Raw genomic sequence first — 18982 nt, forward strand, 5'->3', positions numbered from 1 at the left:
GACATCAGGTACCGGCGATGAGCCGGGCCGCCGGTCACGACGCCGCCACGGCTCGCGCGAGCAGCGTGCCGATATGACCGGGCGTCGGCGCATCGATCACGCGCACGGCGGCATGTGCGAACCCGGCCCGCAGAAGCAGCCGCTCCCACACCACGGGCTTGTAGCTGTAGCGATAGGTGAACATCGCCTTGCCCGCGAAGCCGCCCTTGTACATGCCCTGGGGGCCGTACGCACCAGGGATCGCCGGGGGCTGGCTGAACACGAACGCACCGCCAGGCGCCAGGCGCTCGCGAACGAGCGGGAAGAGTCGGGACGGATCGGTGAACCACGCGGCGCCGAAGATCGAGTACACGGCATCGTAGGTCCGGGTGTCCTCCCTCAGGACATCGAGCACCTCACCGCAGACGAACTCCGCGCCGGTGTCCGCCCATCGCTCGCCGGTCTTCTTGACCATGACCGGGGACAAGTCGACGCCGCGCGCGCTGATGCCCTGGCCGGCCAGGCAGGCGAGCGCGCGGCCGGTACCACAGCCGATCTCCAGAACACTGGACGGCTCTCCCAGCACCTCGGGCCCGGGGCCGTGCCCGGCGTACTGCGTCCAGTTGAACACCGGCTCCATGTCGTCCTTGAACGCGGACTGAGCGTAGGCGTCCCAGAGTTCGGTCTCTGCGGCGATGTCGTGGGGCACCGGCACGGGCCTGGTTCCTTCGGTCGTCGGGCGTAAGCCTGCCCCCGCGTTCCGGTGCGGGGGCAGGCGGCGTGGCATTCAGTGGCTGTCGGGGACCTTGTCGTCGCACGGCGAGCAGTCGGCGCCGTCCACGCTCCACAGCTCCTCGCTCGGCTCGAACCCCTGGCCGCGAATGACGTCCACGGTACGCAGCACGAGGCCGTCGGTGCGCCGCTGCACGAGCGGTGCGTGATGCTTGTAGCCGCCGCCACGACGGGTGTTGTAGAGATCGCAGAAGGCGAAATACACCGGCGAGTCGAGGATGATCTGATGGACTCCCACGTCCACGATCTTGCCGACCCCGATGTGGAGGTCGGGCCGCTCCATCGCGGTCATCAGGTACATCACCGCGTTGCCGAGGATCTCCTCCGCCCAGGGGCGGGCCAGCAGGTTGTCGCGCATGAGCAATGCGACCTCACGGTCCCACAGATCACCCTCGTTACCGGGCGCGTCGAACACGTTGTAGGTGCACTCCTTGACGTGCGGGCGGACCGCATCGAGCAAAGTGCGCGGATCACGCAGCGCCGTGGCGGGCGCGGTGTCAGCCATGACGGTCATGGTGTGGTGCTCCTTTCTCGACGAACTCTGCTCCGTTCCGGCTTGTCCGCCTGGGGAGGCGGGGGAGCCGGAACGGGTAGCGGTGGACGGCGACGGGGATTGCTCGGGGGGACCGCCCTCACCCGCCACCGCCCGGTCTAAGGGGCGCTCACCTCGTACAGCGGGAAGCCGTCGCTGCCCTCGGGGTGCTGGTCGAGAGGGATCAGTCCCTGCTCCGCGCGGCACGGCGGACACAGGTGGACGACCCGTCCCCCGCAGCTGTTCGTGTGTTCCAGCGCGACCGCGGTGGGCTCATCCGTGTCCATGTCGCACACGCGGCAGGTCTTGGTCACCGCCGCGGCGTCTCGCACTCGGGCGCGCACGCCCACAGATCCGCGGTGCACTCCCTGCCGAGGCGGTCCCGGAACGTCACGGTACCCAGCAGCCTGTCCTTGAACAGCCGCACAGCGCGCAGGCCTGCTCGGTGAGCTGACGGTTGCTCAGCTCGGTGGGATCGGGCAGCGCCTGGGTCGTCATGCCGATCGCCCCCGCTGGATGAGACTCTGCTCGGCCACGCTTGCCCGCAGGCATTCGTTTTCGTCCGCGGGGCGGACGTGAGCAGGGTCGGCGTCCCACTCGCGCCCGCCTCCCGGAGGCCGCAGCTGGACGTACGGGCCTTCGTGCCCCATCACCCGCCCCGACGTGCCGCGGCTCTCGTCCACGACCAGGGCGCCGATGTCGTATTGCGCCTTCATGTCTCACGGCCCCCTCGCCGCAGGTGATCGGCAAGCCGTATGGCCACATCGGCGCGGACACTGCCCAGGACCACAAGCCCCAGGGCCGGCGCCGCGTGGTCCACCCCCAGCGACGGCAGGACGATGCCCACGTCACTCAGGGCCGCACGCAGCGACTCGGTTACCGCGTCCGGATCGACGCCTTGCGACTCGTTCGTAATGGCCATGGCCTGGACGGTAGGCAGGGCATGTTCACCGGAAAAGCGAATGTTCTCGGATGTTCTCGCGCATTGGCCAAATGTTCTCTGGTGTTCTCACGCGGCAGGCGCCAGCCTGTGGTCCGGGGTCCGGCCCACGGCCATCCTGGGTTGATCAACGTCCGCCGAAAGGACACGATCATGAGGCGACTGCGCTTCACCGGAACCGACAGCAAGAACGGCGGCTGCCCCGCCCTGCACGAAGACCTGGGTACGGGGGAGATCATCGTCCAGGGGACACCGCTGACCGACCGCGCCGACTTGGCGCAGCTGAAGCACTTCGGCGCCGATGACGTCGCCGTCGTCGTCCCGCGCCAACTGCTCGCGAACTGGGCACCAAAGGAGACGGACCGCGTGCCAGAAACGATCAGGCCGGAAGAGTTCAGGCGTCTCTTCGAGACGTTCGAGCACACGGCCTGGCACCTGGAAACCCGTCGCGGCTACGCCTCCGACCGCGAAGACCTGGACTTCGAGGCCTTCCTGAAGACCGGCCAAGTGGCGTGGGACCTGGACAGTGAATGGAACAGCAACATCAAACGGCAGACCGCCAGCGGCAAGCGGGTCGGCCGCGTCCGCGTGGTCGACGACCCACCGACCGAGGGACAGCGCTTCCTGCTCGGCTACGGCGCCGTCAACGTGGCGGTCGGCGAAGACGTCGGCTGCCTGCGACGCAGTGAGGCACAGCGGATCGGTCTACTCGAAGAAGACTTCTGGATCTTCGACTCACGGCTTGTCACCGTCCTGTACTTCGATGACTCCGATCACCTGACCAGCATCGAGACCATCACGGAGCCCGCCGACGTCGTGCGGTACTCCATGGCGCGTGACGCCGCCGTGCATCACGCCATCCCGTACGCGGACTTCGTGGATCAGGTCCACGACTGAGTGGCAGCGAGCGTGACCGGTGAGCACCGACTACCAGCAGGCGAGGGAAGCCCTCGGAGCGCGCCTCAGGGAGCTGCGCAAGAAGCACCCCGGGGGCAAGCTCACCGGTCCCCAGCTCGCCAGCCTGCTCGGCTGGCCGCACTCCAAGATCTACAAGCTCGAAGGCGGCAAGCAGACGGCCACCCGCGAAGACCTGCGCGCACTGTCGGATGCCGTCGGCTGCCCCGAGGCCTTCGCCGAGCTGGCCGCGCGCCTGGCCGGATTCGAAACGCACATCCGCTCATGGCGCCGGCAGCTCGCAGAGGGGCACGGGCCGGTGCAACAACGCTGGAATGCGGAGGTCGACCACTCAAGCGTGATCCACGCCTGGGAAGAAGCGGTCATCCCGGGCATGCTCCAGACCGCGGACTATGCCCGGTACGTCCTTCGCCATTACGCGCATCTGCACGGGTCCTCAGACGACGTCGAGGACGCCGTCCGCGGGCGGGCGCGGCGGCAGGAATGGCTGTCCGAGCGGGGCCACCGGTTTCGCGTGCTGATCTGGGAAGCGGCACTGCGCTCCCTGATCTGCCCGCCCCCGGTCCTGGCGATCCAGCTGGACAGGCTCACCGCCATGATCGGGATGGATACCGTCGACCTGGGGGTCGTCCCGTTCACGGCCTCTGTCAAAGTCGCCCCTGCCAATGGCTTCTGGGTGCTGGACGACCGACTTGTCATCACGGAGGACTGGCACGCAGAGCTGTGGCTGGACGACGCCGACACCGTGGCCCTGTACGGGAAGGTCTGGAACACCCTGCGCGAGTCCGCCGTCTACGGCGCAGACGCGCACAACGTGATCAACGCAGCCAGGCGCAGCTTGAATACTCGCTGATCTCGCCTGCCGCCAGAGCGGCATCGAGACGGGTCACCGCTGGAGATCACTCCGTTCTGGCGGAGCATCGAGATCGCGGCGTCGTTGCCGAAGGTGGCGTCCAGGGTGACGGTGTACGAGGCAGGCTCAATGCTCGCGCGCCGATAGAACAGCACGACGGTGTTGTCCTCCGTGCCGCCGCCGTCCGCCGTCGCCTTCTGCGTGAAGCCGGGCACGGTGGGATCCACCCCCACCCACTTGGGGACGCAGACCCTCAGGATCAGCATGCCTACCGAGACCCCGTTCGAGATAGTGGTGGGATTAAATTGCAACTGCCCGCCGCACCCGGTCGCGGTGACGCTGGCGTCGATGACCGTGCCCGGCGTGCTGCTCGCACAGCGGAACCAGGCAGCCGTACCGGCAGCCACCCCGGTCGTGGCGGGCGGCACCGCAGCCGACGTGCACTCGTTGGACGACGCGGAGCCGAGAACGGGGTCGTCCAGCGTGAAAGTCGCCAAGAGCGCCTGCGAGGACACGGCGGTGTTGGCGTTCGCGGGCTGGATGGCCGTGAAAATCTTGATCGTCCCGGGCGCCCGCTCCGCCGTCGATCAGATCGACGGCCGCGTCAGCCATCGCGTTTTGCGTGGCATTAGCCAACTGGACAGCCCCGTACGTTCCTTCCAGGTTGTGACCTGGGGAGCGCGCCGCCAGGCCGAGTTGAGCAAAGACGCAGGTCAAGAGCAGCAATAACGAGTGTTCAGCTACAGCGGGTTTGCAAAGTCAACACTCTTCGCCCCTACGTATCGTCCAGGTCGGCTTGACATGACGGACGGTTACCCAGGAGGCTCAGCGCATGCCTTCGGCCCCCCTTGACTCCAACGCAGCAGCCTCCAACCCCCTTGCGGAGGACTCGGATGCGCTTCAGGCCCGACCGGGGTTCACGGTGGAGCTGGCGAAGAAGCTCCGCGACCAGGCCGATGAAGTCATGCTGCAGGCCGTGAACTACGAGCGCTCACAGGGCACTTCTTGGGAACAGATCGGCGAAAAGCTCGGAGTCTCACGATCAGCAGCCCAGCAGCGCTTTGGCCGTGAGGTCGGTCGCCTCTCGGAGAAGCAGGACAGCCTTCGGCTCCTGCCGCTTCGGGAGCTCCACCAGGCCTGGCGCCACGTGGGCCGGATCACCGCTGACTACTCATACTTGAAGGTGACGTCACCAGTCGTCGAGGGTGAAGCCGGTTCAGGCGCCAACGCGGGCTTTACGTACCGAGACTGTGACGCTGCCGGCGACGACGTTGGATTCTGGGGCCGATCGCCTTCAACCAACCTCACCTCTCGGCACGTGCTGGGGGGGAACACGCAAGGCGATGAGCCGTACCTCGTCGTTACCGGCCCTCCCGGCTCGGGGAAGTCAGACCTGGTCGCTCACGTCATCAGCAGCCTGGACCCGGCAGACGTCTCGACCATGGTGACCTCAGCAACGAACCGCACCGTCGAAGAGCGAATCTCGACGCTCGAAGAAAAAGTTGCCCAGCTTCTCGAGCGACAAGTGGAACGAGACGAGTAACCACACCGCCATAGGATTCCGCCGCCCCCGCTCGCGCCGTAGGAAGCAACCGCGGGGAGCGGCGGACAGTCACACACCCGGATTTCACCAGGAGGCAACTCATGTTAAGTATGCAGCCCGTCGCGGCCGAAGGCGACGGGCCCCGTAGCCCGAAGATCGTGCTCGTGGCCCTCGCCACGGGTTACGTGGCTGGTTACACCGCCGCCTTCGGCATCGACGGCACGGCGAATGCCGCCGTGCAGGCCGTGGTCGGCGCAGCGGCCTGGCTACTGTGGAGGCACCAGCAGTAGTGCCAGGTAAGGCCCCGTGAGCCCTCGTTCGCGGGTCCGTATGCACTCACGGACTCCGTGACCCCGCCGCCCTACCGGCCGACGGGGTCACGATCGACCGCGACGGCCGACACTTGCGCAGCCGGACGCGGCACCGAATGCCGCGGTCGTGTCGGTCCTGGTGATCACCTCTCTGTGATGTTGGACCCGCGGTGCGGGCAGCGGTGGAGCCTGCTGGCGGGGCGTAGGCTCCGGATCATGTCTGTCTACGAAGATGCAGAGATCGGTGCCCTTCAGGGTGGGTCGGCGGAGCTTGGCCAGTACCTGGGCAAGGCCGTTCTGATCGTCAATGTCGCCTCCAAGTGCGGGCTCACGCCGCAGTACGCGGGTCTTGAGCGCCTCCACGAGAAGTACGCGGACCGGGGCTTCACGGTCCTCGGCGTGCCCTGCAACCAGTTCATGGGCCAGGAGCCCGGTACGTCCGAGGAGATCGCCGAGTTCTGTTCGGCGACGTACGGCGTGACCTTCCCGATGACCGAGAAGGTCGACGTGAACGGCGACGACCGGCACGCGCTCTACCAGCACCTCGTGGGCACGGCGGACTCCGAGGGGCACACCGGCGACATCCGCTGGAACTTCGAGAAGTTCCTCACGAACGCGAGTGGCGACGTCGTGGCAAGGTTCTCGCCGCAGACCGAGCCCGACGCCCCCGAGGTCGTCGCCGCCATCGAGGCGAACCTGCCGAAGTAGCGCGTCGCAACCAGCTCATCGCACGCGCATCAACAGGGCGCGGCACACCGGCCATCGCCGGTGTGCCGCGCCTTCGTCGTTCAGTGGTCGTGGTGGTGGCCGGCTCGGGCCTCCGCCGTCGTCTTCAGGGCGTCCAGCCAGCCTTCGAGGCCTTGAGCGAGGATCTCGGTCGCGGCCGGCACGTTCGCCTCGACCTGCTCCCCGGTGTGCGTCTCCTCGGTGCGCACCAGGACACCTCCCTTGACCTTGGTGAAGGTCCACACGTGGACGCCGTCGATGCGCAGCCCCTCGCCGATCGCGGGGCCGGTCCAGCGGATGCACGCGCCGCGCTTGAGCTGCTCGACGGTGGAGGTGATGTCCAGGCTGGTGGCGGGCGTCGCCGGGGTGGGCGGTATCGGCGTGGTCCAGCGGAACGCCGAGCCCTTGCGGAAGGGGCCGTGGTCGAGGCGCTTCACCGACGTGACCGGGCTCTGCCAGGAAAGCCAGCGCTCCACGTCGGTCTGCAGCTTCCAGATGGTGCTCAGCGGTGCGTGGATCACGGTCTCGGTCCTGTGGCGGACGACGGCCTCGGGGTCTACGCCCTGACCGCGGCAGGTGAGGGACTTGTCCGGCGCTGCGGGCTGCGGGGTGGCTCCTGCCGGTACGGCGGCGGTCCCGAGCACACCGGCGACGGCAACGGCGAGTGGGACCGCGAAGAGGGCGGCGCGGACATTGGCGCGTACACCGGTTTTGGCGGTGGCAATCATGGCGTTCTCCGTAGCTTGGTGAGTGAAAGCCCTTTACGCAAAGGCTTGTTGGGCGATCGGATCAAGGGGGGCGGATAGGACTAGCGAACGGGAGTCTTCGGGAAAGCTCCCCGCACGCCGCGGCCTCACCGTTCCCGGAGGCTCCGGCGGGCCCTGTGCAGCGCCACGAGGAAGACGGCGGACGCCGCGACGATCAGGCCGGTGAACCCGGGGTGCATGTCCTTGGACAGGCTCTGCGCCCCGTCGGGCCGCGTCAGCCACACGACGAGCGGGATCGCGAACGTCACCGCGACCAGGGCGGCCGCCCTCCGTACCGCCCGGTCCGCGACCCGGCGGAAGGCGCCGACCAGTGCGAGCACGACGGGAAAGCCCGCGAGGAGGGCGAACTGGCCGACCACCATGAGTGGGATGGCCCAGGCGGAGACGGTCACCCAGCGCGGGACGCTCCCGGCCCGGGCGGTGCGGGTCGGACCCGGGCCTGGGGCTGGGGCTGGGGCTGAGCCTGCGGCTGCGGCTGCGGCTGCGGCTGCGGCTGCGACTGACTCGACCGTTGTGGTCGTGGCGGGTGTCGTAGTCGCCCTCGTCGCCATCGTGCTCGGTGACGTGGTCGCCATCGTGCTCGGTGGCGTGCTGGGTGGCGTCGTCTCAGTGGTGGTCGGCATGGCTTACCCCCTCGTCCGTCGCGGCGGTGGCCGCGTATTTCGCTAGAAGCTCACGCGGTCGTTAGAAGGTATAACGCAGTCGAGACGGAGCGGTCAATGGGTTCAGTGATAGCCTCTAACTAAATCTTGAGCTTGTAGCCGTACGGGACGGAAGGTCGGCAGGCCATGGCGAAGGCGGACACGAACACCCCGCGCGAGCGCTACCGCGCCCAGGTGCGTGCCGAGGTCAAGGAACGTGCGTGGGAGCAGATCGCCGCCGCGGGCGCGTCCGCGCTCTCCCTCAACGCGATCGCCAAGCAGATGGGCATGAGCGGCCCGGCGCTCTACCGCTACTTCGCCGGCCGCGACGAGCTGATCACCGACCTCATCCGGGACGCGTACCGAAGCCTCGCCGACACCGTCCACGCGGCCGCCGCCGACGGCGCCGACCTGGCCGGGCTCGCGCACGTCCTGCGCGGCTGGGCCTTGGAGCACCCCCAGCGGTACTTCCTCATCTACGGCACCCCGGTGCCCGGCTACCACGCGCCCGAGGAGATCACCGGCATCTCGTCCGAGATCATGGCGACCCTGCTCGACGCCTGCGCGCAGCTCGTGCCGGACGGCCCCGCGACACCGTTCGGGGCCCACCTGGAAGACCACAAGGAGTGGGCCCAGGGCCACCCCGCCCCGGCCGCCGCCCTGCACCGGGCCGTGTCCTTCTGGACGCGCATGCACGGCGTCCTGTCCCTGGAGCTCTCCGGCCACTTCAGCGGGATGGGCTTCGACCCCGCGCTGCTCTTCGAGGCCGAACTCGAGGACCTGCTGGCCGGGTCCTAGGCGGAATCCTCCGAGACCTCCGAGAGGATCCGGGCGAGGCCCGCGAGCGCGTCGGCCTCCGCGCTGTCCTCCTCGGCGCTGAACACGTGCACCACCAGGCCCGTCTCGCCCGGCGCGGCCGGCACGTGCAGGGTCTCGAAGTCCAGCGTGAGCAGCCCGGCCACCGGGTGCCGCAGGCGCTTGCGGCCCGCCGCGCACATCACGACCTCGCCGCTGTCCCAGATCCGCCGGAAGTCGGCGCTCCGCGCGGCCAGTTCGCCGATGAGGGCGACCAGTTCCGCGTCCTCGGGATACCGCCCCGACGCCACCCGCAGCTGGCCGACCGCCTCCGCCGCCCTGTCCTCCCACTCGGGGTGGAGGACGCGCGAGGCGGGGTCGAGGAAGAGGAACCGGGCGTTGTTCCGGTCCCGACGCGGAGGTGCGGCCAGGCCGCCCATCAACTCGGCGCCGAGACCGTTCCAGGCGACCACGTCGAGGCGGTGGTCCGTCGCGAAGGCCGGGAACTCCCCCATGGCGTCCAGGATCCGCCGCAGCAGCGGGCTGAGCCGGGCCGTGGGAGCGGGATCGCGCCGGTCGGCGGCGAGGGTGGCCAGGTGTCCGCGCTCCGCCGCGTCGAGCCCGAGCGCGCGGGCGAGCGCGTCGAGCACTTCGGGGGACGGCTGGGTGGCCCGGCCCTGTTCGAGCCGGACGTAGTAGTCGACGCTGATCCCGGCGAGCTGGGCCAGTTCCTCGCGCCGAAGCCCGCGCACGCGTCGGCGACGCCCGCCGGCGATCCCGACGTTCTCCGGTGCGACGCGTCCCCGGCGGGCGCGCAGAAATCCGCCCAGCGCCCGCCGGGTGTCGCCGATTCCGTCGCCGACTCGATCGCCGGTTCGGCCGCCGATACGGTCGCCGGTTCGGTCGCCGATCTCCTCGCCGGTCCCGTCACCGTTCACTGTCTGGCTCGCGCCGCTCATGAAGCAATTATGCGTGGCCCTCGCAGTACCAGGATCGGCGTTCCGACGGTCGAACAGGGTGCTGGCTGCCTCGCCCGCGCCGGGAGAACGTGGCTCCATGAACGAACCCACACCCTCCAACGAAGCCATCCCGTCACCACGGAAGAAGATCCTCGTCGTCAGCGCCCATCCGGAACCCCGCTCGCTCAACGCTTCACTGACCGCCTTCGCGGTCGACGAACTGCGGGCGGCCGGGCACGACGTACAGGTGTCCGACCTCTACGCGATGAAGTGGAAGGCGGCGGTGGACGCCGACGACTTCCCCGGCCACTCGGCGGACGAGCGCCTGCACGTGATGGCCGCCTCCGAGCGCGACACGCTCGCGGACCGGCTGGCGCCCGACATCGCGGCCGAGCAGGAGAAGGTGCGCTGGGCGGACGCGGTGATCCTCCAGTTCCCGGTGTGGTGGTTCTCCGCGCCCGCGATCCTGAAGGGCTGGATCGACCGCGTCTTCACCAGCGGCTTCGCGTACGGCCCCGAGGTACCGCCGCCCTACAGCGAGGGCCCCCTCGCGGGACGGCGGGCACTGTTGTCCGTCACGCTCGGCGCCCGGGAGTCGTCCTTCTCGGACCGGGGCATCCACGGGCACCTGACCGATGTCCTCCACCCCCTTCAGCACGGCCTGTTCTGGTTCACCGGCATGGCTCCCCTGGAACCCTTCGCGGCGTACGAGGCCAACGACCTGCCGGCGGATCAGTTCGCCGCCGCCAAGCGGGAGTACGCGCGACGCCTCCACGGCCTCTTCACCGACGAACCGGTCCCGTTCCGCTCCCTCGTCGGCGGCGACTACGACCACGACATGCGGCTGCTGCCGGGCGTGGAGGCAGCGGGGACGACGGGCCTGGATCTCCACGTGCGGCCGCGCGGTTGACCGCGGGGGCAGGCGCGCTCCGGCTGAGCACAGGACAGGCGTCCCGGCTGAGCGCGAGACGGACCTCGCGACTGAAGTACCACGGCCAACCCCTCCAGTCCTACGTGAAAGCCGCCGCGTTCCGCCCCGCCCACTCGGCGAACGCACGGGGTCGGCGGCCCAGGACGCGCTCGACGTCGGGGCTGACCCGCTGCTCCTCCGCGGACGGCGTGCCCAGGATGGCGAGGGTGGTGTCCGCCACCTGCGGCGGCATGAACCGCACCATCTGCGCCCGCGCCTCCGCAGGGCTCTGCTCGACGAAGCGCACCGGCTCGCCCAGGACGTCGCCGATCGCCGCAGCCTGCCGCCGCGGCGAGACGGGCTCCGGCCCCGTCAGGACGTACGTGGCACCGCCGTGTCCGCTCTCGCGCAGCGCGGCGGCCGCGACCTCCGCGATGTCGGCCGGATCGACGACCGGCAGCGCGACCTCCCCGAACGGCGCGATCACCTCCCGCCGCTCCCGGACCGACGCGGCCCACTGGAGGGCGTTGGACGCGAACCCTCCGGGCCGCAGCACCGTCCACTCCAGACCTGAGGCCTTGACGGCGTCCTCGTACTCCGCAGGGTGTCGCAACGACCCGACGCCCTGCGAGGACAGCAGGGCCACCCGACGGACGCCGCAGGACCGCGCGGCTTCGAGGGCGCCGTCCACGGTGCCGCCGCCGAGCATCAGGTCGGCCGAGGTCAGCAGGAACAGCGCGTCAGCGCCTTCGAGCGCGGGCTTGAGGCTCGTCGGGTCGCCCACGTCGGCCTGCCGGTGGCGCACGCCCTCGGGGATGTCGGGCGCGGCTGCCCCGCGCGAGACCGCCGTGACCTGCTCACCCGCCTCGGCGAGGGCCCGTACGAGAGGTCTGCCGACATTGCCCGTCGCTCCGGTCACCACGATCATCTTTCGCTCCCCTGAGCCGCTTGGTTCGATCGAGACGTTCAAGACGTCGAGTCGTTCATGACGTTCGAGTCGTTTCGAGACGTTCAAGACGTCGAGTCGTTCATGACGTTCGAGTCGTTTCGAGACGTTCGAGTCGTTGGGTTCGTTCTCCACCGACTCGGGCGAAGCTATCGGCGTGGGGATAGTAGGTACCTAGAGGAAAGTATTGGGGAGAGGGTGTATTCGTGACCGACCTCACAACTCCGCGGGCCCTGCAGCCTGTTGTCCCCTAGCTCTGCAGTCTGTTGTCCGTAGCCCTCAAGCCGGTTGCCCCAAGCCGCCCGGCATCGCGCTCACGCCTCCCCGTACGTCTTCTTCCAGCGCACCCGGTGGCGGCCGTCCCCCTGGCCCCCGCCGCTTACGCCGAGGAGCGAGCCGAGGGCCGCCCCTCTGTTCCACAGGCCCATGTGGTCCCGGTGCAAGGTGGCGATGCCGTTCGCCGCGGCGAAATCCTGGGCGGGGCGGCTGAAGCGCGCGGTCGTCACGCAGATCGCCAGGTCGGCACCGAAGTGCACCCGGGAGCCCAGGAGATCGCGCAGGTCCCGGCCGGCGACCGCGCGGCCCGGCGCGTACCGCTTGCACTGAATGATCATGGTCCGGCCATCCGGGAGCCGACCGGTCACGTCGACCCCGGTATCCCCGGCCCCGCCCACCCGGCGTACGTCGGTGCAGCCGTCCCTGCGGCACAGCCCGGCGACCAGTTCCTCGAATTCCGTGCCGGTCATCACGTCCGCCCGGGCGAGCGACCGCCGGCCCCGGCGCACCGCCTCCTCCTCGCGCCACGCACGGTCGCGGTCGCGCGCCATGCGGTCCGTGCGCCACAGCCACCACAGCACGAACCCGAGAAGGGCGAGGATCAAGACCCCTGCCGCGTAAGGCCGCAGGGGCGACCAGATCAACAGCAGCTCGAGGAGCAGCGCGGTGCCGCACACCGCCCAGGGCTTCCAGGGCTTCCCGCGCCACTTCCGGGGCGCCCCGCGCCGCTTCCCCGCCGCGCGCCGTCCCCGCCGAGCGGTCATCTGAGCCCCCTCCGCCGTCCCTGCCCAGCAGTGTGGGCAAGGACGGGCGGGTTCGGGAAGGGCGCACGCGCCACCGGCCCGCCGGCCACCCCATACATCCAGCCGGACCAAGCTGACCTGCGGTCTTCGGGCAGCGCTCGTACGGTGACTGAATGGTCATCAGGTACCTCCCGCGCTCCTCATCCGTCCGCACCGCGGCCCTCGCGGTGGCCGCTCTGGTCCTCCTGCCCACACCCGTCGCAGCGGCCGTCGAGGAGCCCACGCCGCCCAAGCCGGGCCCCGCGTACTCCTCGGACCTCCTCGACCGGCCGGGCGTCCAGGTCCGCCCGAACACCGGCGCCCCGGCCGTGCCGAGCGACGTCTCCGCGCTCTCCTGGGTGGTGGCCGACGCCCGTTCGGGCGAAGTGCTCGCCGCCCATGACGCGCACCGCCAACTGCCGCCCGCCTCCACCCTGAAGTCGCTCTTCGCCCTGACGGCCCTGCCCCATCTGGACGCCGTCGCCCGGCACCGGGTCTCCCAGAGCGAGCTCTCCGAGGTGGGGGACGGCAGCAGCCTGGTGGGGGTCGAGGCGGGGCGCAGCTACAGCGTCGCCGACCTGTGGCGCGGCGTGTTCCTCAGTTCCGGCAACGACGCCGTGCACGTGCTGGCCAAGCTCAACGGCGGCTGGCAGCAGACCGTCCGTCAGATGCGCGCCAAGGCGCGCTCCTTGGGAGCCCACGACACCCATGTGGTCTCCCCCGACGGCTACGACGCGGCAGGTCAGGTGTCGTCGGCGTTCGACCTGGCGGTCTTCGGCCGCGCGGGCCTCGCCGACCCGCAGTTCGCCCGCTACTGCTCGACGTCGATCGCCAAGTTCCCGCACGGCAACTGGTCCTACCCCATCCAGAACACCAACCGGCTCCTGACCGGGGCCGACGGCGTGGCGCGCTATCCCGGCCTGCTCGGCATCAAGAACGGCTACACCACCCACGCGGGCAACACCCTCATCAGCGCGGCGCAGCGCGACGGCCGCACCCTCGTCGTGTCGGTGATGAACCCTCAGGTGAGCGGTGGATACCGCGTGTACGAGGAGACCAGGTCGCTCCTCGACTGGGGGTTCAAGGCGGCGGGGCACGTGCGGCCGGTGGGTTCGCTGATCCCCGCGAGCGAGCAGCGGAAATCGGCGCAGGGTCCCGCGCACGCCGCTGAACTGGCCGCTCACGCGGCCGACGCGGAGGGTTCGGACTGGACCGCGATCCTTCTCGTCGCCGCGGGTTCGGCCGCCCTGGTGGCGTGTGCGGTGGTGGTGATCCGGCGGCGGTCGTCCCGGGTCTAGCCCTTCTCGGGGCGCCAGTAGCCGAGCGCGTGCACGCGGTGCTTCGGGACCGCGAGTTCCTTGCGGACGTATGAGGCCAGGGCCCGGGTCGTCGACGTGTCGCAGGTGATCCACACGTACACGTCGGCGGGGTCCTCGATCAGCGCGGGCAGCGCGGCCCTGACCTCGTCGACCAAGTGGCTGCCCGCCGCGCGCCGCTCGATCCGGTGCAGGTCGTGCAGGGCCGGGTCGAGGCGCAGGTCGAGGTCGTGGTCCGAGGCGTGCTGCGTCTCCATCCAGAGGGTGGCGGGCACCTGGGGCAGCGCGGTGAGGAGTGAGGTGACGGCGGGGACCGCTGCCGTGTCGCCGATCACCAGGAGCCGGGCGGGCAGCGGATCGGGCATGTCGAAACCGGTGCCCTGCAAGGTGGCCTCGATCCTGTCCCCCGGCCCGGCCTTGCGCGCCCAGTCGCTCGCGCGGCCGTCGTGCAGGGCGAACTCCAGGCTGAACGTCCCGGCGTCGGGATCGGGGTCCACGAGCGTGTACGCGCGCTGGTGGTGTCTGCCGTCGGCGCGGTCGAACCACAGGCGCACCCACATCGTGGGGTGGACTCCGGTCTGCGCGAGCATGCCGCCGTCGGTGAGGTGCAGGCGCCGGTAGTGCTCGGTGACGTCGTCCGCACCGGTGACCGTGAACTCGAAGTCCTTGCCGCGGAACAGCTTGAGGACCACTCCCTCCCAGCCGTGACCCATCACATTCCCCTCCCCCGAGCGGCCGCGGGCCGCTCACTGCGATGACGGCATGGACGCGCCGTCGAGTTAGGGGAGCCTAACCTAATTCCAACCGGAGAGTAACCGAGCTCAGACTCCGCCGAACAGGCGGGCGAGGTCGCGGTCCATGTCGAGCCCCGCGATCTCCCGCCCGGCCCTCACGACTTCGTACGTACGGAGCAGGAACCGGCGCAGCACCGCTCTGTCGCACTGCACCAGGGCGAGACCCTGCGGCGCGCGGAACTCCAGGACCGTGCGCGCGCGGCCGCATGGCCAGATATGGACGTCGCCGCCGCCCGAGGGAGCGCGCAGCCCCTCCTCCAGGAGCTGGCGCCCGAAGATCCAGGTGACCTCCGCGCCGTCGAGAGAGGCCTCCGAAGGGAAGACGATCTGGACGGCCAAGGGGTCGTCCGCCGCGTAACGCAGAGTGAGGGGCAGCGCGCGCTCGCGTCCTTCGGGGCCGATCAGGCGGGCACGGGTGGGCTGCTCAAGGGTGACGGCCATGATCGGGCTCCTGTTCCGGCGCAGCTGCCGCTGCTCACTCTGCTTTCTTCCGTGACTGTTCGAGTCCGCGAAGAGGTGGTTCATTACGCGACACGCCGGACAATCCTTGTGACCTGCGCCACTCCCACTCCAAAAGTCGGACATTTAACGCTTAGAGTTTCGAACTAGTCCGAACCACCCGCAGTGGACCGGGAGAGTTTCCGCCATGACCGACGTCTCCGCCGACGGGCCCGTCACCACACCCGCCACGGCCACCTACTCCCGTATCTACGAGGAGGAACAACCGCGCCTCGTCGCCTACGCGCGCTCCCTGACCGGGAGCGCCTGGGTCGCCGACGATCTCGTCGCCGAGGCGCACTTCCGCGTCTGGCGGCGGCTGTCCGCGGGGCACGAGATCGAGAACGTACCGGCGTACCTCATGACGACCGTGCGCCATCTGGCGACGACCGTGGGGCGAGGGGCCGCGCGCGAGACACCGCGCGACCCGCACGCGCCCGAGGGCGTGGAGCCGGCGCATGGGACGGGCCGCGTGGTGGGTGGCGCGGTGAGCGAGGACGGGGGCGGGAGCGGGGACGGGCACGACGTCGTGGACCGGCTTTCCTCGGTGGAGCTGCTCCGCCGGGTGCTCGGGCAGTTGCCCGAGCGGTGGGTGAAGGCGTTGTGGCTGGCCGAGGCGGAGGGGCAGCCGCTGGAGACGGTCGGGCGGCGCATCGGTGCCGGGCAGGGGGCGACGGCCGTACTGCTGCACCGGGCCCGCGAGGGGATGCGGCAGGCGTTCCTGCGGGCGCATCCCGGCACGCCCGAGGATCCCGCGTGCGAGCCGCACTGGGACCGCATACCGGGTCACATACGGGGTGAGGCCTCCGCCCGGCAGTCCGAGCAGCTGCTCGCCCATCTGGACGGTTGCGCCGACTGCCGGGGCAGGCTGGTGCTGCTCACCCGGGCCAACGATCGGCTGCCGGCGCTGGTGGGGCCCGCGTTGCTGATCTTCGTTCTCGGGGGTGCGGGGAAGTTCTTGGCGGCGGTGGCCGCGGGGGCTGGCGCCGGGGCCGGTGCGAGTGCTGGGGCCAGTGCTGGGGCTGGAGCTGGTTCTGCCTCGGGGGGTGGGCATGGGGGTTTCCTTCACGGTGTACGTCACGTGCTCACCGGGGGCGGCAAGGTGCCCGCTGCCGCTGTGGGGGTCGCGGGGGTGTCCGTGGCGGCGGGGGCTGCCGTCGTGGCGGCGCTGGTGGCCGGGAGCTCGGGGCAGGGGGTGCCGCCACAGCGGGCCTCTGTGGTTGAGCGGGGGGTTCCGGAGTCTGCGCCTGCTCTTCCGTCGGCTCCTGCTCCGGCCCCGGTCCCGCCTCGGGTGCCGGTCTCGACTGCGGCTCCGGACTCTTCTCCGGATCGCGCTTCGGCACCGGTTCCGCCTTTGGGCTCGGCGTCGACTTCTCCTTCTGCTTCGGCTGGTGCTTCAGCTGATGCGACGCCTCGAGTGCCGGGGGCGGGGGCCTCCGCGCCCTCTGCGGAGGAGGCGGCTTCGGAGCGGGGGCCTGTTGCCGAGGTGGGGGCCGGGGAGCCTGAAGGGGAGGAGCCTGCTGCGGTCCCGCCTGAGCCGGTGGCTTCCGTGGAGCCGACGCAGCCTGCGGTGCCGGTGCCGACGCCGACCTCTACGCCTACTCCTCCCCCGGCGTCGGAGACGCCTGCTCCGGAGCCCACTCCGGTGGAGCCAACCCCGGTCGAGCCCACTCCGGTGGAGCCGACGCCGGTCGAATCCACGCCTGTCGAACCCACGCCTCCGCCGGAGCCGGTCTGTGAGCCCTGGGTCGGGCCGATCTACGTCTGCCACATCCCGTAGAGGTCGTGCGTGACGATTTAGTCCCCAACCCCGCCCCTTCCCGAAAACCCGCTCCGGCGCGGGAGCCTTGGTCGCCGTCATCGCCGGCTTCGCCGAGCTCGTCCTCAAACGCCGGACCGGCTGAAGACCCCGACCTGGCCCGCAAGCCCCCTGCACCACCCATCGCCGGCTGCGCGTAGAGCTCGTCCTCAAACGCCGGACCGGCTGAAGACACCGGCTGAAGGCCCCGACTCCGCCCACGTCGCCCCCAAACACCGGACCGGCCGCCGGGTCTGGCCCGGACGGGCTAAGCAATCCTGTTTCGGCAAGGGGCTGGCTGGATCGGGGAAAGGAGTACGCATGCTTCTAGCCCGTCTCGCACACGTTTCCGTGGCCGTGGCCGCCACCTCCGCCCGGTCGGAGAAGATCGGTCTCCTCGCCGATCTCTTTCGCGCGGCCGGTCCCGCCGACGCCCCCATCGTCATCCCCTATCTGGCCGGGCGTCTGCCCCAGGGCAGGCTGGGTATCGGGTGGAGTCTGCTGAAGGAGCCGCCTCCGGCCGCCGTCGAGCCCACCCTCACCGTTCAGGGCACCGACCACGCCCTGACCGCCATCGGCGCCGTCACCGGGCAGGGGTCGCAGGGGGAACGCAAGCGGCTGGTGCGGGAGTTGATGGGGGCGGCCACCGGAGAAGAGCAGCGGTTCCTCGTCGGGCTGCTGACCGGGGAGGTCAGGCAGGGGGCGCTCGACGCCATCGCCGTGGAGGGGCTCGCCCGCGCCACGGAGACCCCGCCGGCCGCCGTACGCCGTGCGGTGATGCTGGCGGGGGCGCTGACTCCCGTGGCCGAGGCGCTCCTCGCGCGGGGGCCCGAGGCACTGGAGGAGTTCCGGCTCAGCGTGGGGCGGCCCGTGCTGCCGATGCTCGCGCACGGCGCCGGTTCCGTCACCGAAGGCGTGGCCAAACTGGGCGGGCCGTGTGCCGTGGAGGAGAAGCTGGACGGCATCCGCGTCCAGGTGCACCGCGCCGGGGACGACGTCCGCGTGTACACCCGCACCCTGGACGACATCACCGACCGGCTTCCCGAACTGACCAGGGTCGCCAGGGAGTTGCCGGGCGACTCCTTCATTCTCGACGGAGAGGTCATCGCCTTCGACGACGACGGGAGACCCCGCCCCTTTCAGGAGATCGCCGGGCGGGTCGGCTCTCGTGTCGACGTCGTCACCGCCGCCGCCGGACTCCCCGTCTCCCCCGTCTTCTTCGACGTCCTGTACGAGGGCGGGCAGGATCTGCTCGATCTGCCGTTCGCCGAGCGGCACACCCATCTGGCGCGGCTCGTCCCCGAGCCGATGCGCGTGCGGCGCACCGTCGTGAGCGACCCCGCCGACGAGGCGGAGATCGGCGCGGCCGAGGAATTCTTCGCCGAGACGCTCGGCCGCGGCCATGAAGGCGTCGTGCTCAAGGCCCTGGACGCCCCGTACAGCGCCGGGCGCCGCGGTGCGAGCTGGCTGAAGGTCAAGCCGGTGCACACCCTGGACCTCGTGGTCCTCGCCGCCGAGTGGGGGCACGGGCGGCGGACGGGCAAGCTCTCCAACCTCCATCTGGGCGCCCGGCGGCCGGACGGGACGTTCGCCATGCTCGGGAAGACCTTCAAGGGCATGACCGACGTGATGCTGGCCTGGCAGACCGAGCGGCTGCGTGAACTCGCGACCGGCGACGACGGCTTCGTCGTGACCGTACGCCCGGAACTCGTCGTCGAGATCGCTTACGACGGGCTCCAGAAGTCGACGCGCTATCCGGCCGGGGTCACGCTCCGCTTCGCCCGGGTCGTCCGCTATCGAGAGGACAAGTCGCCCGCGGAAGCCGATTCCGTCGAGACGGTGCTGGCCCAGCACGAGGCTTAGACCCGGCGCGGGACCTCTACCACCAAGTTCTGGCAAAGAGTGGGCC

The 18982-nt window shown here is 70.2% G+C and carries 25 protein-coding genes; 12 read left to right on the forward strand and 13 right to left on the reverse strand.

Going from position 1 to position 18982, the window contains the following annotated elements:
• Nucleotides 1-34: 34 nt before the first annotated feature.
• The 5 genes from QBL25_RS05535 to QBL25_RS05555 all read right to left on the reverse strand — a co-directional run bounded on the left by QBL25_RS05535 (nt 35) and on the right by QBL25_RS05555 (nt 2225).
• Nucleotides 35-694, reverse strand: a complete 660-nt coding sequence (locus QBL25_RS05535; RefSeq protein ID WP_409055850.1) for a class I SAM-dependent methyltransferase — start codon at nt 692-694, stop codon at nt 35-37.
• Nucleotides 695-766: 72 nt separating this feature from the next.
• Entirely contained in the window at nt 767-1285 is a 519-nt protein-coding gene (locus QBL25_RS05540; protein WP_409055851.1) for a hypothetical protein, read from the reverse strand.
• A gap of 137 nt (nt 1286-1422) precedes the next feature.
• Nucleotides 1423-1617, reverse strand: coding sequence for a hypothetical protein (locus QBL25_RS05545; RefSeq protein ID WP_409055852.1), 195 nt, complete (start codon nt 1615-1617; stop codon nt 1423-1425).
• Nucleotides 1618-1797: 180 nt separating this feature from the next.
• Nucleotides 1798-2019: a hypothetical protein gene (locus QBL25_RS05550; protein WP_409055853.1), complete on the reverse strand. Its 222-nt coding sequence runs from the start codon at nt 2017-2019 to the stop codon at nt 1798-1800.
• Nucleotides 2016-2225 carry a hypothetical protein gene (locus QBL25_RS05555; RefSeq protein WP_409055854.1) on the reverse strand — a complete coding sequence of 70 codons (210 nt, stop codon included), beginning with the start codon at nt 2223-2225 and terminating at the stop codon, nt 2016-2018. The genes QBL25_RS05550 and QBL25_RS05555 overlap by 4 nt, the downstream gene beginning before the upstream one ends.
• 168 nt (nt 2226-2393) lie before the next feature.
• Between QBL25_RS05555 and QBL25_RS05560 the strand changes: the two genes are divergently transcribed.
• Together QBL25_RS05560 and QBL25_RS05565 are read left to right on the forward strand one after the other, a co-directional pair.
• Nucleotides 2394-3140: a DUF6879 family protein gene (locus QBL25_RS05560; RefSeq protein ID WP_409062558.1), complete on the forward strand. Its 747-nt coding sequence runs from the start codon at nt 2394-2396 to the stop codon at nt 3138-3140.
• A gap of 19 nt (nt 3141-3159) precedes the next feature.
• Complete coding sequence (locus QBL25_RS05565; protein WP_409055855.1) at nt 3160-4011, forward strand: helix-turn-helix domain-containing protein; 852 nt, start codon at nt 3160-3162, stop codon at nt 4009-4011.
• Here QBL25_RS05565 and QBL25_RS05570 read toward each other — a convergent pair.
• Entirely contained in the window at nt 3951-4277 is a 327-nt protein-coding gene (locus QBL25_RS05570; protein ID WP_409055856.1) for a hypothetical protein, read from the reverse strand. The genes QBL25_RS05565 and QBL25_RS05570 overlap by 61 nt on opposite strands.
• Here QBL25_RS05570 and QBL25_RS05575 point away from each other — a divergent pair.
• From QBL25_RS05575 to QBL25_RS05590, 4 genes are all read left to right on the forward strand, one after another.
• Entirely contained in the window at nt 4276-4740 is a 465-nt protein-coding gene (locus QBL25_RS05575) for a hypothetical protein (RefSeq protein ID WP_409055857.1), read from the forward strand. The genes QBL25_RS05570 and QBL25_RS05575 overlap by 2 nt on opposite strands.
• A gap of 103 nt (nt 4741-4843) precedes the next feature.
• On the forward strand, nt 4844-5554 hold the full coding sequence (locus QBL25_RS05580; RefSeq protein ID WP_409055858.1) for a hypothetical protein: 711 nt from the start codon (nt 4844-4846) through the stop codon (nt 5552-5554).
• A 101-nt stretch (nt 5555-5655) separates the two neighbouring features.
• On the forward strand, nt 5656-5844 hold the full coding sequence (locus tag QBL25_RS05585) for a hypothetical protein (protein ID WP_409055859.1): 189 nt from the start codon (nt 5656-5658) through the stop codon (nt 5842-5844).
• 237 nt (nt 5845-6081) lie between these two features.
• Nucleotides 6082-6573, forward strand: coding sequence for a glutathione peroxidase (locus QBL25_RS05590; protein WP_409055860.1), 492 nt, complete (start codon nt 6082-6084; stop codon nt 6571-6573).
• 80 nt (nt 6574-6653) lie between these two features.
• On the opposite strand, the gene QBL25_RS05595 is transcribed toward QBL25_RS05590, so the two are convergent.
• Entirely contained in the window at nt 6654-7319 is a 666-nt protein-coding gene (locus QBL25_RS05595) for an SRPBCC family protein (RefSeq protein WP_409055861.1), read from the reverse strand.
• 125 nt (nt 7320-7444) lie between these two features.
• Complete coding sequence (locus tag QBL25_RS05600) at nt 7445-7750, reverse strand: hypothetical protein (RefSeq protein WP_409055862.1); 306 nt, start codon at nt 7748-7750, stop codon at nt 7445-7447.
• Nucleotides 7751-7877: 127 nt separating this feature from the next.
• Between QBL25_RS05600 and QBL25_RS05605 the strand changes: the two genes are divergently transcribed.
• Together QBL25_RS05605 and QBL25_RS05610 are read left to right on the forward strand one after the other, a co-directional pair.
• Nucleotides 7878-8027 carry a hypothetical protein gene (locus QBL25_RS05605; protein ID WP_409055863.1) on the forward strand — a complete coding sequence of 50 codons (150 nt, stop codon included), beginning with the start codon at nt 7878-7880 and terminating at the stop codon, nt 8025-8027.
• A gap of 119 nt (nt 8028-8146) precedes the next feature.
• Nucleotides 8147-8797 carry a TetR/AcrR family transcriptional regulator gene (locus QBL25_RS05610; RefSeq protein WP_409055864.1) on the forward strand — a complete coding sequence of 217 codons (651 nt, stop codon included), beginning with the start codon at nt 8147-8149 and terminating at the stop codon, nt 8795-8797.
• Here the strand turns inward: QBL25_RS05610 and QBL25_RS05615 are convergent.
• Complete coding sequence (locus QBL25_RS05615) at nt 8794-9753, reverse strand: helix-turn-helix domain-containing protein (protein WP_409055865.1); 960 nt, start codon at nt 9751-9753, stop codon at nt 8794-8796. The two genes, QBL25_RS05610 and QBL25_RS05615, sit on opposite strands and share 4 nt — an antisense overlap.
• 97 nt (nt 9754-9850) lie before the next feature.
• On the opposite strand from QBL25_RS05615, the gene QBL25_RS05620 reads away from it, so the two are divergent.
• Nucleotides 9851-10663 carry an NAD(P)H-dependent oxidoreductase gene (locus QBL25_RS05620; RefSeq protein WP_409055866.1) on the forward strand — a complete coding sequence of 271 codons (813 nt, stop codon included), beginning with the start codon at nt 9851-9853 and terminating at the stop codon, nt 10661-10663.
• A gap of 100 nt (nt 10664-10763) precedes the next feature.
• Here the strand turns inward: QBL25_RS05620 and QBL25_RS05625 are convergent, their stop codons facing one another.
• Both QBL25_RS05625 and QBL25_RS05630 read right to left on the reverse strand, forming a co-directional pair.
• Nucleotides 10764-11591 carry an NAD(P)H-binding protein gene (locus QBL25_RS05625; RefSeq protein ID WP_409055867.1) on the reverse strand — a complete coding sequence of 276 codons (828 nt, stop codon included), beginning with the start codon at nt 11589-11591 and terminating at the stop codon, nt 10764-10766.
• Between the two features lie 332 nt (nt 11592-11923).
• Nucleotides 11924-12649 carry a restriction endonuclease gene (locus QBL25_RS05630; RefSeq protein WP_409055868.1) on the reverse strand — a complete coding sequence of 242 codons (726 nt, stop codon included), beginning with the start codon at nt 12647-12649 and terminating at the stop codon, nt 11924-11926.
• A gap of 152 nt (nt 12650-12801) precedes the next feature.
• Between QBL25_RS05630 and QBL25_RS05635 the strand changes: the two genes are divergently transcribed.
• Nucleotides 12802-13965, forward strand: coding sequence for a D-alanyl-D-alanine carboxypeptidase family protein (locus QBL25_RS05635; RefSeq protein WP_409055869.1), 1164 nt, complete (start codon nt 12802-12804; stop codon nt 13963-13965).
• On the opposite strand, the gene QBL25_RS05640 is transcribed toward QBL25_RS05635, so the two are convergent.
• Complete coding sequence (locus tag QBL25_RS05640) at nt 13962-14696, reverse strand: siderophore-interacting protein (RefSeq protein ID WP_409055870.1); 735 nt, start codon at nt 14694-14696, stop codon at nt 13962-13964. The two genes, QBL25_RS05635 and QBL25_RS05640, sit on opposite strands and share 4 nt — an antisense overlap.
• Before the next feature lie 108 nt (nt 14697-14804).
• Nucleotides 14805-15218, reverse strand: a complete 414-nt coding sequence (locus tag QBL25_RS05645) for an SsgA family sporulation/cell division regulator (protein ID WP_409055871.1) — start codon at nt 15216-15218, stop codon at nt 14805-14807.
• 205 nt (nt 15219-15423) lie between these two features.
• Here QBL25_RS05645 and QBL25_RS05650 point away from each other — a divergent pair, with 205 nt between their 5' ends.
• Both QBL25_RS05650 and QBL25_RS05655 read left to right on the forward strand, forming a co-directional pair.
• Nucleotides 15424-17055, forward strand: a complete 1632-nt coding sequence (locus tag QBL25_RS05650) for a sigma factor (protein ID WP_409055872.1) — start codon at nt 15424-15426, stop codon at nt 17053-17055.
• A gap of 339 nt (nt 17056-17394) precedes the next feature.
• Nucleotides 17395-18936, forward strand: coding sequence for an ATP-dependent DNA ligase (locus QBL25_RS05655; protein ID WP_409055873.1), 1542 nt, complete (start codon nt 17395-17397; stop codon nt 18934-18936).
• Nucleotides 18937-18982: the final 46 nt, after the last annotated feature.

It is taken from the genome of Streptomyces sp. SYP-A7185 (assembly GCF_046103685.1).
GTDB lineage: Bacteria > Actinomycetota > Actinomycetes > Streptomycetales > Streptomycetaceae > Streptomyces.

Coding starts and splice junctions, on each gene's coding strand:
- QBL25_RS05540 (WP_409055851.1), bottom strand. CDS start 1,285: ATGACCGTCATGGCTGACACCGCGCCCGCCACGGCGCTGCGTGATCCG.
- QBL25_RS05550 (WP_409055853.1), bottom strand. CDS start 2,019: ATGAAGGCGCAATACGACATCGGCGCCCTGGTCGTGGACGAGAGCCGC.
- QBL25_RS05555 (WP_409055854.1), bottom strand. CDS start 2,225: ATGGCCATTACGAACGAGTCGCAAGGCGTCGATCCGGACGCGGTAACC.
- QBL25_RS05575 (WP_409055857.1), top strand. CDS start 4,276: ATGCCTACCGAGACCCCGTTCGAGATAGTGGTGGGATTAAATTGCAAC.
- QBL25_RS05570 (WP_409055856.1), bottom strand. CDS start 4,277: ATGCTGATCCTGAGGGTCTGCGTCCCCAAGTGGGTGGGGGTGGATCCC.
- QBL25_RS05580 (WP_409055858.1), top strand. CDS start 4,844: ATGCCTTCGGCCCCCCTTGACTCCAACGCAGCAGCCTCCAACCCCCTT.
- QBL25_RS05585 (WP_409055859.1), top strand. CDS start 5,656: ATGTTAAGTATGCAGCCCGTCGCGGCCGAAGGCGACGGGCCCCGTAGC.
- QBL25_RS05590 (WP_409055860.1), top strand. CDS start 6,082: ATGTCTGTCTACGAAGATGCAGAGATCGGTGCCCTTCAGGGTGGGTCG.
- QBL25_RS05595 (WP_409055861.1), bottom strand. CDS start 7,319: ATGATTGCCACCGCCAAAACCGGTGTACGCGCCAATGTCCGCGCCGCC.
- QBL25_RS05610 (WP_409055864.1), top strand. CDS start 8,147: ATGGCGAAGGCGGACACGAACACCCCGCGCGAGCGCTACCGCGCCCAG.
- QBL25_RS05615 (WP_409055865.1), bottom strand. CDS start 9,753: ATGAGCGGCGCGAGCCAGACAGTGAACGGTGACGGGACCGGCGAGGAG.
- QBL25_RS05620 (WP_409055866.1), top strand. CDS start 9,851: ATGAACGAACCCACACCCTCCAACGAAGCCATCCCGTCACCACGGAAG.
- QBL25_RS05625 (WP_409055867.1), bottom strand. CDS start 11,591: ATGATCGTGGTGACCGGAGCGACGGGCAATGTCGGCAGACCTCTCGTA.
- QBL25_RS05630 (WP_409055868.1), bottom strand. CDS start 12,649: ATGACCGCTCGGCGGGGACGGCGCGCGGCGGGGAAGCGGCGCGGGGCG.
- QBL25_RS05635 (WP_409055869.1), top strand. CDS start 12,802: ATGGTCATCAGGTACCTCCCGCGCTCCTCATCCGTCCGCACCGCGGCC.
- QBL25_RS05640 (WP_409055870.1), bottom strand. CDS start 14,696: ATGGGTCACGGCTGGGAGGGAGTGGTCCTCAAGCTGTTCCGCGGCAAG.
- QBL25_RS05645 (WP_409055871.1), bottom strand. CDS start 15,218: ATGGCCGTCACCCTTGAGCAGCCCACCCGTGCCCGCCTGATCGGCCCC.
- QBL25_RS05650 (WP_409055872.1), top strand. CDS start 15,424: ATGACCGACGTCTCCGCCGACGGGCCCGTCACCACACCCGCCACGGCC.
- QBL25_RS05655 (WP_409055873.1), top strand. CDS start 17,395: ATGCTTCTAGCCCGTCTCGCACACGTTTCCGTGGCCGTGGCCGCCACC.